This window comes from Vibrio sp. Isolate34 (assembly GCF_022397915.1).
Classification (GTDB): Bacteria; Pseudomonadota; Gammaproteobacteria; order Enterobacterales; family Vibrionaceae; genus Vibrio.
Window position 1 is genome coordinate 1 of the sequence record NZ_JAKEUO010000014.1, and the last position, 17,476, is coordinate 17,476.

At 47.1% G+C, this 17,476-nt stretch carries 7 protein-coding genes; 4 read left to right on the forward strand and 3 right to left on the reverse strand.

Annotated elements, in window-relative coordinates; genetic code table 11:
• The 4 genes from L1D22_RS15115 to L1D22_RS22395 all read left to right on the forward strand — a co-directional run.
• Window positions 1-953, forward strand: a 953-nt coding sequence (locus tag L1D22_RS15115) for a VCBS domain-containing protein (protein ID WP_239830407.1), incomplete at its 5' end; no start/stop codon positions are given.
• Window positions 931-2,697 carry a VCBS domain-containing protein gene (locus L1D22_RS15120; protein ID WP_239830408.1) on the forward strand — a complete coding sequence of 589 codons (1,767 nt, stop codon included), beginning with the start codon at window positions 931-933 and terminating at the stop codon, window positions 2,695-2,697. The genes L1D22_RS15115 and L1D22_RS15120, both read left to right, overlap by 23 nt.
• Before the next feature lie 2 nt (window positions 2,698-2,699).
• Complete coding sequence (locus L1D22_RS15125; protein WP_239830409.1) at window positions 2,700-3,833, forward strand: VCBS domain-containing protein; 1,134 nt, start codon at window positions 2,700-2,702, stop codon at window positions 3,831-3,833.
• The gene (locus L1D22_RS22395) at window positions 3,830-12,151 is read left to right on the forward strand and encodes a VCBS domain-containing protein (RefSeq protein WP_239830410.1); all 8,322 of its coding nucleotides are present in this window, start codon (window positions 3,830-3,832) and stop codon (window positions 12,149-12,151) included. The genes L1D22_RS15125 and L1D22_RS22395 overlap by 4 nt, the downstream gene beginning before the upstream one ends.
• A 162-nt stretch (window positions 12,152-12,313) precedes the next feature.
• On the opposite strand, the gene L1D22_RS15135 is transcribed toward L1D22_RS22395, so the two are convergent.
• From L1D22_RS15135 to L1D22_RS15145, 3 genes are read right to left on the reverse strand one after another with little or no spacing between them, the layout of a single operon-like run.
• Window positions 12,314-13,627, reverse strand: coding sequence for an HlyD family type I secretion periplasmic adaptor subunit (locus tag L1D22_RS15135; RefSeq protein ID WP_239830411.1), 1,314 nt, complete (start codon window positions 13,625-13,627; stop codon window positions 12,314-12,316).
• Window positions 13,620-15,770, reverse strand: coding sequence for an ABC transporter transmembrane domain-containing protein (locus L1D22_RS15140; RefSeq protein WP_239830412.1), 2,151 nt, complete (start codon window positions 15,768-15,770; stop codon window positions 13,620-13,622). Before L1D22_RS15140 ends, L1D22_RS15135 begins: the two co-directional genes overlap by 8 nt.
• Window positions 15,767-17,413, reverse strand: a complete 1,647-nt coding sequence (locus L1D22_RS15145; protein WP_239830413.1) for an ABC transporter transmembrane domain-containing protein — start codon at window positions 17,411-17,413, stop codon at window positions 15,767-15,769. Before L1D22_RS15145 ends, L1D22_RS15140 begins: the two co-directional genes overlap by 4 nt.
• Between the last annotated feature and the right edge of the window lie 63 nt (window positions 17,414-17,476).

Genomic DNA, 17,476 nt, shown 5'->3' on the forward strand with positions numbered 1-17,476 from the left:
CTGTGTCTTCAGTTGACGGCACACCATCGACCATTAAGGTCACCATCAATGGCACCAACGATGCGGCGACCGTCAGCAGTGCGACAGTGTCTGTTGGTGAAACTGACTCAGCAATAACAACTTCAGGTACCCTAACCAGCACCGACGTTGATAACCCGGATAACGCCTTCACCCCGGATTCGATCACAGGTACAAACGGCGACCTAACCATTGATGCCCATGGTCATTGGGTGTTCACCGCCAACAGCATATTTAATCAATTGAATGTCGGCGATAAAGTAGAAGAAACCTTCACCGTCTCGTCTGTTGATGGCACACCATCGACCATTAAGGTCACGATTAATGGCACCAATGATAAAGCGACGGTTAGCACGGCCACTGTTGCGGTAGATGAAACCGATACGGCCATTACCACTTCAGGCACGTTAACCAGTACCGATGTCGACAATCCGGATAATGCCTTCACTCCTGATGCGATCAGCGGCACAAACGGTAACCTAACCATGGACGCCAATGGTCATTGGACGTTCACTGCTAACAGCACCTTTAACCAACTTAATATTGGTGACAAGGTTGAAGAGACTTTCACTGTGTCTTCAGTTGACGGCACACCATCGACCATTAAGGTCACCATCAATGGCACCAACGATGCGGCGACCATCAGCAGTGAGACTGTGGCTATCGATGAAACAGACACGGCAATCACCACCTCTGGCACCCTAACCAGCACCGATGTCGATAACCCAGTCAATGCCTTTACTGCTTCAACTCAGCACGGTACCAACGGTGATTTGACCATTGATGCCAATGGTCATTGGACGTTCACTGCTAACAGCACCTTTAACCAACTTAATATTGGTGACAAGGTTGAAGAGACTTTCACTGTGTCTTCAGTTGACGGCACACCATCGACCATTAAGGTCACCATCAATGGCACCAACGANTATTGGTGACAAGGTTGAAGAGACTTTCACTGTGTCTTCAGTTGACGGCACACCATCGACCATTAAGGTCACCATCAATGGCACCAACGATGCGGCGACCATCAGCAGTGAGACTGTGGCTATCGATGAAACAGACACGGCAATCACCACCTCTGGCACCCTAACCAGCACCGATGTCGATAACCCAGTCAATGCCTTTACTGCTTCAACTCAGCACGGTACCAACGGTGATTTGACCATTGATGCCAACGGTCATTGGGTATTCACTGCCAACAGCGCATTCAACCAACTGAATGTCGGCGACAAAGTCGAAGAGACCTTTACGGTAACGTCCGTCGATGGCACACCATCCACTATAAAAGTGACCATCAACGGCACCAATGATGCGGCGACCGTCAGCAGCGCGACTGTGGCGGTTGATGAAACGGATAAAGCCGTCACCACCTCGGGCACCCTAACCAGCACCGATGTCGATAACCCAGATAATGCCTTTACCCCTGATTCGATCTCGGGCACCCATGGCGACTTAACCATTAATGCCAATGGTCATTGGGTGTTCACCGCTAACAGCGCCTTTAACCAACTTAATATTGGTGACAAGGTTGAAGAGACGTTTACGGTAACGTCTGTCGATGGCACTCAGTCAACAATTAAAGTGACCATTAACGGTACTAATGATGCTGCGAAAGTCAGCAGTGCAACTGTCGCCGTCGATGAAACGGATAAAGCCGTCACCACCTCGGGCACGCTAACCAGCACCGATGTCGATAACCCAGATAATGCCTTTACCCCTGATTCGATCTCAGGCACCCATGGCGACTTAACCATTAATGCCAATGGTCATTGGGTGTTCACCGCTAACAGAGCGTTCAACCAACTGAACGTSGGCGACAARGTTGAAGAGACATTCACAGTCACCTCTRTCGAYGGCACACCATCCACTATAAAAGTGACCATCAAYGGCACCAATGATAAAGCGACGGTTAGCACGGCCACTGTTGCGGTAGATGAAACCGATACGGCCATTACCACTTCAGGCACGCTAACCAGTACCGATGTCGATAATCCAGACAATGCGTTTACGCCAGATGCCATCACAGGCACAAACGGTAACCTAACCATTGACGCTAATGGGCATTGGACGTTCACGGCCAACAGCGCGTTTAATCAATTGAATGTCGGCGATAAAGTAGAAGAAACCTTCACCGTCTCGTCTGTTGATGGCACACCGTCGACCATTAAGGTCACCATCAATGGCACCAACGATGCTGCGACCGTCAGCAGTGCCACCGTGGCTGTGGATGAAACCGATACGGCCATTACCAGTTCAGGCACGTTAACCAGTACCGATATCGATAATCCAGACAGTACGTTTACGCCAGATGCCATCACAGGCACAAACGGTAACCTAACCATGGACGCCAATGGGCATTGGACGTTCACTGCTAACAGCGCCTTCAATCAATTAAACGTTGGCGATAAAGTTGAAGAGACTTTCACTGTGTCTTCAGTTGACGGCACACCATCGACCATTAAGGTCACCATCAATGGCACCAACGATGCGGCGACCGTCAGCAGTGCGACAGTGTCTGTTGGTGAAACTGACTCAGCAATAACAACTTCAGGTACCCTAACCAGCACCGACGTTGATAACCCGGATAACGCCTTCACCCCGGATTCGATCACAGGTACAAACGGCGACCTAACCATTGATGCCCATGGTCATTGGGTGTTCACCGCCAACAGCATATAAAAGTGACCATCAACGGCACCAATGATGCAGCTACGGTCAGCAGCGCGACGGTGGCGGTTGATGAAACGGACTCCGCAATCACCACCTCTGGCATCCTAACCAGCACCGATGTCGATAATCCGGATAACGCCTTTACTGCTTCAACTCAGCACGGTACCAACGGTGATTTGACCATTGATGCCAACGGTCACTGGGTATTCACTGCCAACAGCGCCTTCAATCAATTAGACGTTGGCGATAAGGTTGAAGAGACTTTCACCGTCTCGTCTGTTGATGGCACACCATCCACTATAAAAGTGACCATCAATGGCACCAACGATGCTGCGACCGTCAGCAGTGCCACCGTGGCTTTGGATGAAACCGATACGGCCATTACCACATCAGGCACGCTAACCAGTACCGATGTCGATAATCCAGACAATGCGTTTACGCCAGATGCCATCACAGGCACAAACGGTAACCTAACCATTGACGCTAATGGGCATTGGACGTTCACGGCCCACAGCGCGTTTAATCAATTGAATGTCGGCGATAAAGTAGAAGAAACCTTCACCGTCTCGTCTGTTGATGGCACACCATCGACCATTAAGGTCACCATCAATGGCACCAATGATAAAGCGACGGTTAGCACGGCCACTGTTGCGGTAGATGAAACCGATACGGCCATTACCACTTCAGGCACGCTAACCAGTACCGATGTCGATAATCCAGACAATGCGTTTACGCCAGATGCCATCACAGGCACAAACGGTAACCTAACCATTGACGCTAATGGGCATTGGGTATTCACCGCTAACAGCGCATTCAACCAACTGAATGTCGGCGACAAAGTCGAAGAGACCTTTACGGTAACGTCTGTCGATGGCACTCAGTCAACAATTAAAGTGACCATTAACGGTACTAATGATGCTGCGAAAGTCAGCAGTGCAACTGTCGCCGTTGATGAAACGGATAAAGCCGTCACCACCTCGGGCACCCTAACCAGCACCGATGTCGATAACCCTGACAACGCGTTTACGCCAGATTCGATCACAGGGACTCATGGTGACTTAACCATCGATGCTAATGGTCATTGGGTATTCACCGCTAACAGCGCCTTTAACCAACTTAATACACTCAGTCAACAATTAAAGTGACCATTAACGGTACTAATGATGCTGCGAAAGTCAGCAGTGCAACTGTCGCCGTCGATGAAACGGACTCCGCAATCACCACCTCTGGCATCCTAACCAGCACCGATGTCGATAACCCAGATAATGCCTTTACCCCTGATTCGATCTCGGGCACCCATGGCGACTTAACCATTAATGCCAATGGTCATTGGGTGTTCACTGCTAACAGCGCGTTCAACCAACTGAACGTTGGCGACAAAGTCGAAGAGACCTTTACGGTCACCTCTGTTGATGGCACTCGGTCAACCATCAAAGTCACCATCAACGGCACCAATGATGCGGCGACCGTCAGCAGTGAGACTGTGGCTATCGATGAAACAGACACGGCAATCACCACCTCTGGTACCCTAACCAGCACCGATGTCGATAACCCAGACAATGCCTTTACTGCTTCAACTCAGCACGGTACCAACGGTGATTTGACCATTGATGCCAACGGTCATTGGGTATTCACCGCCAACAGCGCATTCAACCAACTCAACGTTGGCGATAAAGTCGAAGAAACATTTACGGTCACCTCTGTCGATGGCACTCCATCCACCATTAAAGTGACCATTAACGGTACTAATGATGCAGCTAGTGTAAGCAGTGCGACGGTGACTGTTGATGAAACGGACTCCGCAATCACCACCTCTGGTACCCTAACCAGCACCGATGTCGATAACCCAGATAATGCCTTTACCCCTGATTCGATCTCGGGCACCCATGGCGACTTAACCATTGATGCCCATGGTCATTGGGTGTTCACCGCTAACAGCGCGTTCAACCAACTGAACGTTGGCGACAAAGTCGAAGAGACATTTACGGTCACCTCTGTCGATAGCACTCAGTCAACAATTAAAGTGACGATTAACGGCACCAATGATGCAGCTACGGTCAGCAGCGCGACTGTGGCGGTTGATGAAACGGATAAAGCCGTCACCACCTCGGGCACCCTAACCAGCACCGATGTCGACAATCCGGATAATGCCTTCACTCCTGATGCGATCAGCGGCACAAACGGTAACCTAACCATGGACGCCAATGGTCATTGGACGTTCACTGCTAACAGCGCGTTTAATCAATTGAATGTCGGCGATAAGGTTGAAGAGACTTTCACTGTGTCTTCAGTTGATGGCACACCATCGACCATTAAGGTCACCATCAACGGCACCAATGATGCAGCTACGGTCAGCAGTGAGACTGTGGCTATCGATGAAACTGACACGGCAATCACCACCTCTGGCACCCTAACCAGCACCGATGTCGATAACCCAGACAATGCCTTTACTGCTTCAACTCAGCACGGTACCAACGGTGATTTGACCATTGATGCCAACGGTCATTGGGTGTTCACCGCTAACAGCGCATTCAACCAACTCAACGTTGGCGACAAAGTCGAAGAGACCTTTACGGTCACCTCTGTCGATGGCACTCCATCCACCATTAAAGTGACCATTAACGGTACTAATGATGCAGCTAGTGTAAGCAGTGCGACGGTGACTGTTGATGAAACGGACTCCGCAATCACCACCTCTGGTACCCTAACCAGTACCGATGTCGATAATCCGGATAACGCCTTCACTCCTGATGCGATCAGCGGCACTAACGGCGACCTTACTATTGATGCCAATGGTCATTGGACATTCACTGCTAACAGCGCATTCAACCAACTCAACGTTGGCGACAAAGTCGAAGAAACATTTACGGTCACCTCTGTCGATGGCACTCAGTCAACAATTAAAGTGACGATTAACGGCACCAATGACAGCCCTACTATCTCCGGAACGTCAAGTGGCGCTGTGATCGATCAGGGTTTGAACACGGCAGGAACCCCCGATGCGACAGGGAGTTTAATCGCAACTGATATAGATAAGTCTGACACTATTACGTGGGCAATCAATCAACCACAAGGCCGTTGGGGAACACTGTCGATTGATCAGAATGGACATTGGCACTATCAGCTAGACAATTCGACCGGTGGTGCAGCGGATAAGCTCGCGGCTGGTGAACGTCAGTCTGAATCATTCTGGATCACCGTTACCGATTCAGCTGGAGCAACAGTCCCTCATAAAATCGTTATTGATGTGCAAGGTAGTAACGACAAACCAATTGTCAGTGCGTGGACTCAGCTTCCTGCAGGCAAAGAAGATCAACCTGTAACCATAAAAGCTTCTGATTTGCTAACGCATGCAAGCGATGTTGATAGTAGCGATGTTTTGCATGTGACGAATCTACAAGCGACACACGGTAGCCTGACTGATAATAAAGACGGCACTTATACCTTCACGCCAGACAAAGATTTCAATGGTGAAATTCGACTCACCTATGATGTAGTTGACGGTCATGGTGGTAGCGTTAGTACTCAAGCTAAGTTTGACCTTACCGCAACTCCAGATAACGCGATTATTACCGACGCACAAACTAATGCTGACTTACGGGGAGTGACTGAAGATCGCGGTTATATAGACACCCACTATAAATTACATTACGACGGCAAATTAAATATCCAAGACCCTGATGCGGGAGAGGCTCAGTTTGATCCGAACATTGGCCCGCAAACCTATCAAGGTATTGGCTACGACACCAAATTAGGTGGTCATATACTGCTAATGCGCGATGGTCACTACACCTATACGCTCGACAACCGCAACATACAGAACTTAGCGCAAGGTGAAGTTAAACACGATTCATCTGTTATACGTTCAGCAGATGGTACAACGCATACGATAGAGCTCACGGTTCATGGTACCAACGACGCCCCTACCATCAGTGCACAGTCTCACTCTGTGACTGAAGGTGGAAGCATTCTACATGGACAAATGGTTGGCCAAGATATAGATACAGGTGCGACCTTAATTTACAGCGCACCTCAGGTTGATGGTTTGGTGGTTAACCCAGATGGCAGTTATAGCTTCAGCCCTGCTCACTCTAGCTACCAATCGTTAGCATCAGGTATCACGAAGACGTTGACTGTCCCCGTAACAGTCACAGACGAACATAATGCGAGCAGCACTCAAAACCTCTCAATTACGATTACAGGGGTTAATAACTCTGCCGTTATTGGCGGTGTCGACACGGGTGACGTAACCGAAGGTAATGCTGGACAGAACATGTCCCCAGATTATGCTCAACCGGGCATGGCACACTTAGTACGAAGTACTATTAAAGCCAATGGCAAACTTACTATTTCAGACACTGATACAGGAGAGGCGGAGTTTGATACACACGGACTCGGCTTTAATTATTCTGGTCAATATGGTGACCTACTTCTTCGAAAAGACGGAACTTGGTTTTATCACGCTGATACGGGACAGATTCGTAGCACTGGTGGGCTCTCAAGCACCCGAGGAACGACCATCGACCAGCTTGGTGAAAATCAAACTCTGACTGACACCATTACCGTATATTCTAAAGATGGTACATCGCACGATATTGTCATTACGATTCACGGTAGCAACGACAGACCTTACTGCGCTTCCGAAGTACAGCTTAATTCAGGAAAAGAAGACCTAACTCAAACCATCACAGCAACCGAGTTATTGGCAAATACTGTTGACGTTGACGCCAACGATGCAGGTAAGCTCACTATCGCTAATTTGCATGCTGACCATGGCTCGATTCAAGACAATCACGATGGAACCTTCACCTTCACTCCAGACCATGATTTCAACGGTAAAGTGCATTTCACTTATGACGTCAAAGATGCTCATGGTGGCGTTACACCAACAGGCGCGAATTTACATTTACAAGCAACTGGTGATGCTGCGACTATTACTGGAGTTGATCACGGAAATGTGACAGAAGATCGTGGTTATATCGATACACAATATAATCTTCATTTTGATGGCAAATTAGATATTGTAGACCCCGACCAAGGTGAAGCTCAATTTGATATTCAAAGAGGCTACACCTATCACGGAATTGGCTATGATACAAAAATGGGTGGGTGGGTACTTTTACAACAAGATGGTACTTATACTTATACAATTGATAATCGTAAACCAGAAATTCAAAATCTTGGGTCAACAGAGACTCTTGTCGATAAGGTGACGATCCACAGTGTCGATGGAACAAGTCATGAAATTCAGATCACAATCCACGGTACAAATGATGACCCTAAGGTTTCTTCGGTAATAACTCTTCCTGCAGGAACTGAAGATACAGATGTCGTTCTACACGCTTCTGATTTACTCGCCAATGCTACAGACATCGACCACAATGATGTAGGGAAGCTCTCTGTAGCAAATCTTATCGCTGATCATGGCAATATCACCGATAATCACGACGGAACCTTCACCTTTCACCCGAGCCAAGATTACAATGGGAATGTCTCTTTTACCTATGATGTGCAGGATGCACATGGTGGAAGTGTCTCTACATCAGCCTCAATAACTCTCGCTCCTACCCGTGATTCTGCTGTAATTTCTGGCGATAATACCGGAACGATTATTGAAGATAATAATGTTGGTCACAGTTCATTACATCCTGTCGCTGCATCGGGTTTGTTGAGGGTAACTGATCCTGATGCAGGGCAAGACCATTTTCAGGTAAACCGATTATTAGGAGAACAGGCGATACACGACCCCTTTGGTGGATTTTTGCGCATAACACCAAATGGTGCTTGGGGGTACGAAGTAGCCAACAGTCGCTTGCAATCATTAGCTGAAGGTGAAGTAGAAAAGGTTGTATATCGTGTTTATTCTGCAGACCATACTGCCCACGATATAACAATAACGGTTACAGGCACCAATGATCGACCGACCATCACTGCGACAACACTTGCACATGGCACTGAAGATACACACTATCAAATGCAGGCGAGTCAGTTCGGATTCAACGATGTTGATACGGGCGATACGTTGCACTCAATCGCCATTACTGATCTTCCACCAGCAGCTCAGGGTAAGTTTGTGCTTGATGGGCACGACATCACGGCAGGTCAGAGTATTTCTGCTTCCGATATTGCCAAACTCCAATTTGTCCCAGCCACTGACTTTAACGGCGATGTTCAGTTTAAATTTACCGTTAATGACGGACATGCTAGCTCTGTAGAAGCAACGAATACATTACATATTGACGCGGTTAGCGATGCTGCACAGTTCACTGGCCGTGATACTGGTGACGTCCATGAAGGGCACACCTACACAGCACCTGACGGTAAAATGTCTGGAAGCCATGTAGGTGATCGTTCGCCTGATCACATGCATGGAAATATAGGTAAGTTGTGGAATGACGAAATCCACACGGAAGGACATCTCAACATAGTCGACGCAGACACAGGCGAAGGCCATGCTCAAAACGGCGTTTATCATGGCACCTACGGTGAGGTCATACTGCAGAGTAACGGAGATTGGAGCTACTACGCTTCCATAGGCCAAGACGCAACGGGGAGAAAGATTGATCATCTCGGTCAAGGTGAATCAATAACAGATACCGTCACTGTCAAATCGGCTGATGGTACCACTCACGACATTCATATCACCATTCATGGCGACAATGACCGCCCTTACTGCTCTTCAGAAGTTCAGCTCAACAGCGGAAAAGAAGATCTCCCTCAAACCATCACAGCAACTGAATTATTAGCGAACACCGTAGACGTTGATACTAACGATACCGCCCAACTTTCTATTGCCAATTTACTAGTAGATCACGGCACAGTAGTCGACAACAAAGATGGTACATTTACCTTCACTCCAGACCATAATTTCAATGGCCAAGTGCATTTCACTTATGACGTTAAGGATGCGCACGGTGGAACAACCCACACCGGGGCGACCACGACCTTAGCCGCAGTCAATGATGCCGCTAGCTTTACAGGTGACGACACTGGGAGCGTGACCGAAGATCAAAATGTTCACCCTTCTGTACAAGGCAACTACTCAAATAAATTAGAAGCTCAGGGACACATTACAACCGTCGACCCTGATGCTGGGGAATCAGGCTTTGATTACCACACTCTTATCAGCGCTCCGACACATCCTAATTGGGCACCGTATCAATCTGCACTTGGTGGCCAGTTAGAAATAGATCAACAAGGAAGATGGCACTATTACATCGATAACCGTAAGCCTGAAGTTCAGAGCCTAGGCGCAGGCGAGACGCTCACGGATACCGTTACTATCCAATCAAAAGATGGAACGCCACATGTGATTACTCTCACTATTAATGGCACCAACGATGACCCTGTTTTATCGGTAACTCAAACAACCCCAACAACAGGTACGCTTACCGAGACCGATGTTGACGTGAACGACACTCATACCTTCTCTGTTGTCAGTTCAACAGGGCAATTCGGTTCACTATCTGTAGACCCAGATTCAGGTGCCTATGTGTATACAGCCAATGGTTCGGTTGCTGGGATGAGTTATAACGCGGCGACGCATACTTACCATGGCACCGATATATTTGAAGTGAAAGTAACGGACAATCACGGTGGCGAGTCATCGAAATTCATCACTTTTGATGCCAACGGCCATGTTTCAGTTTTACCAGGACAAACACCGACGATTTCAACTTCTGTGCCTTCCAATCCATTGGTAACCAGCACTCAACCAAGTTTGCCAACTGCTCCACCAAATAATGCAGTTACCGTCGATTTAGCGACGTCGAGTGATACTGGTACCTCCGATACCGACAACCTCACTAAAGACAGTACACCAACCGTCATGGGACACACAGACATCCCTTATTCGCAAGTCACCATTTACGATGGTTCAACACCCATTGGACACGCGGTATCTGATGCCTCTGGTCAATATAGTGTTGCCGTAAGCAGCTTATCGGAGGGCGATCATAATCTATCCGCCAAAGCATTGGCTCCTTCGTCAGTGCTACCGGCTACATCTTCGCTTCTTTCCGTCCATATAGATACACAAGTACACGTCGGTATTCAAACAGACCCAATTACCGCCGACAATGTGATAAATGCTCAAGAATCCAACAGCTCCATTGACATCACCGGATCCGTTTCTGGCGATTATAATGCAGGCGACATTGTGACTTTAGATGTAAATGGGACACAGCATACTGGCGTGGTCGATGCAAAAGGACACTATTCAATTGCCGTACCTGGCAGTGAACTCATTGCCGATGCTGACCAAAAAATAGAGGCATCAGTAGCGGTAACAGATAGTGCTGGTAATAGCGCTCATGCCAGTGCAGATGTTACTTACCAAGTTGATACACAGGTTAGCATTCCTACGATTACTTTTGAAAACGCAGGGGCAGACAACTTATACAGCAAAGCTGAAATCGCCCGAGGACAGGCAAATACGATCACAGCAACCGTTACGCCTCCTGGTGATGCCAAAATCGGTGAGCATCTTGTCGTTAACGGTCAGGATCATGTATTAGATGCTCATACTCTACAGCATGGAATACAAATTGAAGTTCATCCTGGCTCTAATGTACAAGCAACAATGACTGACGAACACGGTAATACCACAGGTAGCCAAGGTTTCGCTGCAAGCGCTATTCCTGAACCTATCATTGTCAGACCACCATCGGGAAGCCACCAAGTATCTGGTACGCTTGGGGTTCCACCACTATTACCATCGTTAACTCCGGTACCAACAGCACAAAGCGGTTGGCGGATCCATTTACCCAATGGACAATATGTGACCAGTCATCATGGGCAATATGGTACGTTAACTATTGACCCTCAAACGGGAGATTTACATTATCAAGAGCAGGCCAATGTTCATACTGGTCCACATGGCAGTGCTTCTGGTCTCGGTCAGCATGAAGATAAGTTCGAAGTCGCTTTACAGGGCACAAATCAAGATGAAATTGTCGCCCATGTTAATGTGCAAATACTCAGTCATGGGCCCGGGAATAGCGGTAAACTAAATATTGGTACCGAGGTGGTTGATATGACTATCACTCCTGCCACTCACACGTTACATCCGACTCCTTCTTCTCTGGTTCAGCATGATGAGCCTGATGTCTTTGTTGACTCAGAAGTTGGCATGGCCCCCATTGGTGACAGCTACCTGGATTTAATCCAATACGCTCACCAAGAGGCAGAACAAAAAGACCATCATAATGGTGTGTCTTCTTATTTAGATGCTCTGGGCATTAAACCCGACGCGACATCGACAACAGTTGACGATCAACCTGCTGATATGGACATCGTACTTGCACAAGTCGACCAACAAGAGGCAGCAACACATGACCAAGCGCACTTGGATATGTCAGACGCGCTGGAACACCATGATGGGAACGTCAACCACAATCAAGATGATGAGCATCACCATCACAACGACATAGACGGGCTGCCAGACATAGACCCTAATCCATAACATCAAGTAAGTAAGATTGGGAGTGCTGTCTGCTCCCGTAATCTCCTCTAATGAACATACAGAACAAAGAAAATGGAAACCAAAAAGGGAGCACATGATGTGCTCCCTTTTTCGGCTTTGCTGTTTTTGTACTCGTTTACTCTCAACGACTCTTCATCACGATTACCTTTCACCAAAGGCGACACTGACATTGGTGTAAATCGGCTTCCAAAGATACTGGAATACTGACTTCTCACCAGTAGTGATGTCTACCTCACCCGTCATACCAGGCAAAATAGAAAAGCTTTCCGGATTATCGCGGAAGTATGGTGTATCAACCGATACCACAACTTCATAATAGATTTCACCACGTTCGCTTTGACTTGTGGTCGGTGAAATACTCTCTACCTCCCCTTTTAGTGCCCCAAAGCGACTGTAATCAAACGCATCAATCTTAATACGAGTCGGTTGCCCCACACTCACAAAACCAATATCTCTTGGCGACAAGCGAGCTTTAAAGTCGGCTTTCCCACCAACAGGAACAATTTCAACGACAGTCCCGCCCGGCTGAATAACACCACCGTTCTGTGTACTTGGCAGGCTTTGCACCAAGCCTTGTAGCGGTGACACCAACATAGTGTTGGTTAATTTAGCTTGGCTTGAACGAACTCTGGCATTCAGTGCAGACAAGTCAGATACCGCTTTAGAACGATCGTCACTGACTTTCGCCTTTGCCTCTGCTAAAAGCTGTTCAATTTTTTGCTCTGTACTGTCTGCTTGCTTGATTAACACTGCTTTCTTACCACGAGCTTCTTCGATTTTCTGTTCAATACTGGCCAGTTTTTGTCGCATTTCAAGGACACGTAAACGTGAAATGTTACCTGCTTTATACCCCTTCTCCAGTATGTTCAACTCTTGCTTGGTCGCATTCAGCTCTTTCTCGTAGCTAGGTAATGACTTATCTACACTGCGAAGTTGCTCTGCAATCTGCTCACTCTCTTTCTCAAGTACCACGCGCTTTTGAAAATAGAGGGCTTTTTGTGCATTTAACTGCGCTTTTTGTTGACTAACGATCTCTGGATAATCAACCTCAAACTCAGCAAGGTTTGGCTCACGTTGTTCAAGCAGAGCATTCATACGCTCTACACTGGCGAGAAGCGTCACTTGTTGAGATTTCAATTCTTCAAGAGCAGTACGTTGGAAGGTCGCATCAAACTCAACAAGAGGCTGACCTTTCTCGACCAACTGACCTTCTTTAACGAGAATTTGCTTTAATTTACCACCGATCGCGCTTTGTAATACTTGCTTCTCGCCTTCTGGAATTACTGCGCCTTTGGCTTTGGCAATTTCATCAACTTGGGTGACGACAGACCAAGTGGCAAAAGCGATAACACACAAAGCAACTGACCACGTCGCCAATGACAAGGTACGAGCCGTATTTTGTGATTCCACAAGTTCACCGTAGCGCTTGCCCTTCTCGATAGGTTGTTTAGTCATTCGCGACTCCTTGCTTAGACTCTGATTGTTCCTGTGGTAACTGTTGTGTGTCAGATAACTGCTGCTCTTGAGGCTCTGATGGCTGCTCCAGAGGACCAGCATAAACCACAGCACCTTCATCTAGCACCACGACTTTATCAGCAAGCTTAATCAAATCAGGATCATGCGACGTATAGATCACCGTTGCTTTTCCTTTCTTGGCTGCCAAAAACTCACCGAATACACGTTTAGCATTGGGATGTCCATCAGGCACAGGATTATCCATTAGGAACATCGGGTAGTCATACACCAAAGCCTTCGCGTCAATGAGAATCTGAGCGACAGTACCTGACAACATGTCAAATAAACTATCCGGTTGGATGCTACTGATAGAGGTATCCAGTCCATCTGGTAATGTGGAGAACCAGCGCTTGCCCCCTACCATATCAATGGCAGATATCATTTTCTGCTCTTCAACTTTATGCCCATCGCTCAACCATTCTCGAATACTCAAGGTAAGTAAGTCGGGGTAAGCTGCGCGAATAAAACACCAGTGTCGATAGAGTTGCGGATCGTACTGAGCAAGATTTACCCCCTTCAGCTCTACCATGCCGTTTTGAATAGGCTGTAAACCGGACAACACTTCAATTAATGTCGATTTGCCACTCCCAGAAGGGCCGGTGATCGCCACAATATCGCCAGCTTCAACATCAAAACTTACTCCATTCAATGCAGGGCGACTCTGCTTAGGGTAACGGAGAGTCACTTGATCTAACTTCAAGTTCGGAGCAACCGTTGGCAATGGATGATGCTGGTAACTGAATTCACGTTCAGAAGGCTGAGACAGTATACGATTTACCTGCAGCTTAGATTGATTAAAGCTATTAAAACGCATCGCGCTGTTGGCTAACACCTGCGCAGGCCCAGTCACTTTGGATATCAGCATCATTGATGCAATCAAACCACCGGGCGTCATCACCTGTTCGAAAATAAGTCCAATACCTAAGCCCATGACAGCCAATGTTGATCCCACTCCTATAAAGTAATAAATAGATGTGTATCGACTTTGCAGAACCGATTGATTAAACGTCACCGTAGAGGCAAGTAGATTGGCCTTTTTGAAACGCTGGATCCAGTACTCTGAAAACCCAGCACTACGAATAAAGGCAAGCTTAGACGACAACTCATTCGTCATATTTTGACGATTAGTGCCTGCTACCGTCGATTGCATTGAGCGCTTGCTACTCGAGCGTATCGAACGCTTAGCGAATAGGTAATATAGAACCAAAGAGACGATTGGAACCAGTACCAGCCATCCACCTAGCACACCTATCGCAAGCACAAAAATGGCAATGAAAGGCAAATCAAACAACGCATTACCTAATGGCCCCGATAGCACACCTGAAATACGCTCAGATAACATCACTTGGTTTTGTTGACTAGAAGAGGCAGTTTGCTGGTTTTGAGCATAGCTATTTCTTAATAGTCGCAGCACAAGAGATTGAGATATCTCGCGGCTGACTCGGTTAGACACTGAAGCAAACACTCGACTGCGCAATGTTCTTAACCAACCCATCATCACAAACAATAAGGCAGCGCCAATGGCGATACCTTGCAACTCATGGCCTGCATCACCACCAATCACATGGTCATAAATCGACATCGTGATGAAGGGAACGGCAAGTGCAAACAAGTTGGTGATAAAACTGACCAACAACAATTTCGGAATGATGGGACGAAACGCATCTAGCCGTTCGCCAACCCAATCAGCAGAGGCTTTCTCCAATGGTGGGCCTTCGATAACGATGCAAAACTGAGGGACATCGGTGATGTCGTCATTGGCATTAAAAGCAATAAATTGCTTGGATTCTAAATGACCAGAAACCAGCTCATTTTCACCAAGTACCAGTAAAACCAATTTATGCTCGCCAACTTCATCTAGGTTGGCAACCAAGCGATAGGGCAAAGCAAGCCTATCGAACAGAGCAAACATATCGTCAATTGATTCAATGCCATTTTCATCGACCCATTGATGTGCGAACAACTGGATATTCGCATTAACTTCCAACTGTTTAAGAGCCGAAAGGCTTGCATTTTCTATAGGCTTCATCATCTCTTGTTGACCATTCGTGTCTGCTCGGTTGCTAGCATCTAAACGATTCATACGATGGCCTCCTGATTGCTCACTCTTTGTTCGGTAATAGCTCGACTTTCCACTGTAATGATCCGATTGGCTAGTTCACGAAGTTTCGAATGATAGCTAACCATCAATATCGTTCGTCCTGCCGTCACTTCTTCTTCCAACACCTTAGCTAGATTTCCAAGGGCATCTAAATCAAGTGAAGAATCCGGTCTTTCTAGCATAATAATGGGTTTATCACTGGCTAGTTGAGTCGCGATATTGAGCATTTTCACGTTGCCCATACTCAATAATGAAGCACTCGCATGACCAATGAGTGTCTCTAATCCATCAGGTAATCGAGTAATTTCCTTGGTTAAACCCAAACGCTTAGCATAGTCACTGGCGCTATGTGTTCTCTCAGGATCAAACCCACACAAGTTGTCGAGAATAGTCCCCGACACCAATTGCCCTTTCACGCCACAGTAGGCCGCAATATTGGTTACGGACGCGATTGAAACAGCAGTTCCATTAATGGAGCACTCACCCGCCTTCAGATCATCAATACAAGCAATCGACGACAATAAATGACTGTTAGTGTGGCGTTCTTCACTCTCTAACAACACCAATTCACCTTTATTCAGTGTGACATCGGCATGAGCGAGTTCACCGTATCTTTCAACGGTCGCTTGCTTGATTTCTAACGTCTCAAAATCAGACACATGGCTCTCAGGTTGCTTAAAATCCGAAGACTCAAATCGCGATAAGTCACTCAATTTTTCTATTGCCTGATTGGCGCTGTGTATTGAATTAAGCTTGATTCGAACCCCAACCAGAGCGCTTAAAGGCGCAACCGCTCTGCCTGATAAGATAGAGCATGCTGCCAACCCTCCTGTGGTCAATTGACCATCTAACACCCACAAGCTACCAGTAATCACGAGTAGAACTGAGGTAGCTAATGCCGCAAGCTGAATACATTCTTGGGCGAAGGCATTCTGTTCCTCTTCTCTCGCTTTAGACTGGGAGCGAACATTATTAAGAGATTTAAACTGATTGAAGATTCGAGACTCTACTGCCTGACGTTTGATTCCCTGAATGGTTTGGCTCAGTAAAATCAAGAACGCTTTCCGCTCCTGCTCATCTTGGGAAGCTTCTTCACTTAGGCTTTTAACACGAATAGAAGATAACCAAACAATGCCAAGCGTGATGAGCCAAACTGCCAAAGGTATCACCACTAGCTCACCGCCGATATATGCCACCAGCCCCAAAAAAATCAATGCAAAAGGCAAATCGATAAAGCCTGCGATCACCCCACCAGAATACCAATCCTTAACTTTGGATACCGATCCTAGCCCCTCTTCTACACCACCTACACCGACCTTACGAAGGTGGCCTGATGAAGCCGTTGTTACTCTTTCAACCAAGGTTTGGTAAGTCGCTTTCTCGGTGTTACTGGCTGCGGCAGACAAAAGCCAAGTTCGCACAAACCGGATTAGCGCTTCCATAGCGACAGCCAACGTCGCACCCGCTAATAACAGAGTGGCAGTCCCATAACTCTGGTTGGGTAAGATACGATCGTAAATTTGTAAAACCGTTAGCGGAACGGCGAGAGAAAGAAGGTTTATAAGCAAAGAAGGCAGTAGAACTTTTCCTACTACCCCTTTGTTTTTCATTGAACTTGCGTGCATACACAATCCTTATCCATGCTTATGGAATAAGATTGATACATTTTTTACATTTCTGCAAGGTAA

Bases quoted from the DNA above. Each gene is read 5' to 3' on its own strand.
- L1D22_RS15140 (WP_239830412.1), bottom strand. From the start codon at position 15,770: ATGAATCGTTTAGATGCTAGCAACCGAGCAGACACGAATGGTCAACAA.
- L1D22_RS15135 (WP_239830411.1), bottom strand. From the start codon at position 13,627: ATGACTAAACAACCTATCGAGAAGGGCAAGCGCTACGGTGAACTTGTG.
- L1D22_RS15145 (WP_239830413.1), bottom strand. From the start codon at position 17,413: ATGCACGCAAGTTCAATGAAAAACAAAGGGGTAGTAGGAAAAGTTCTA.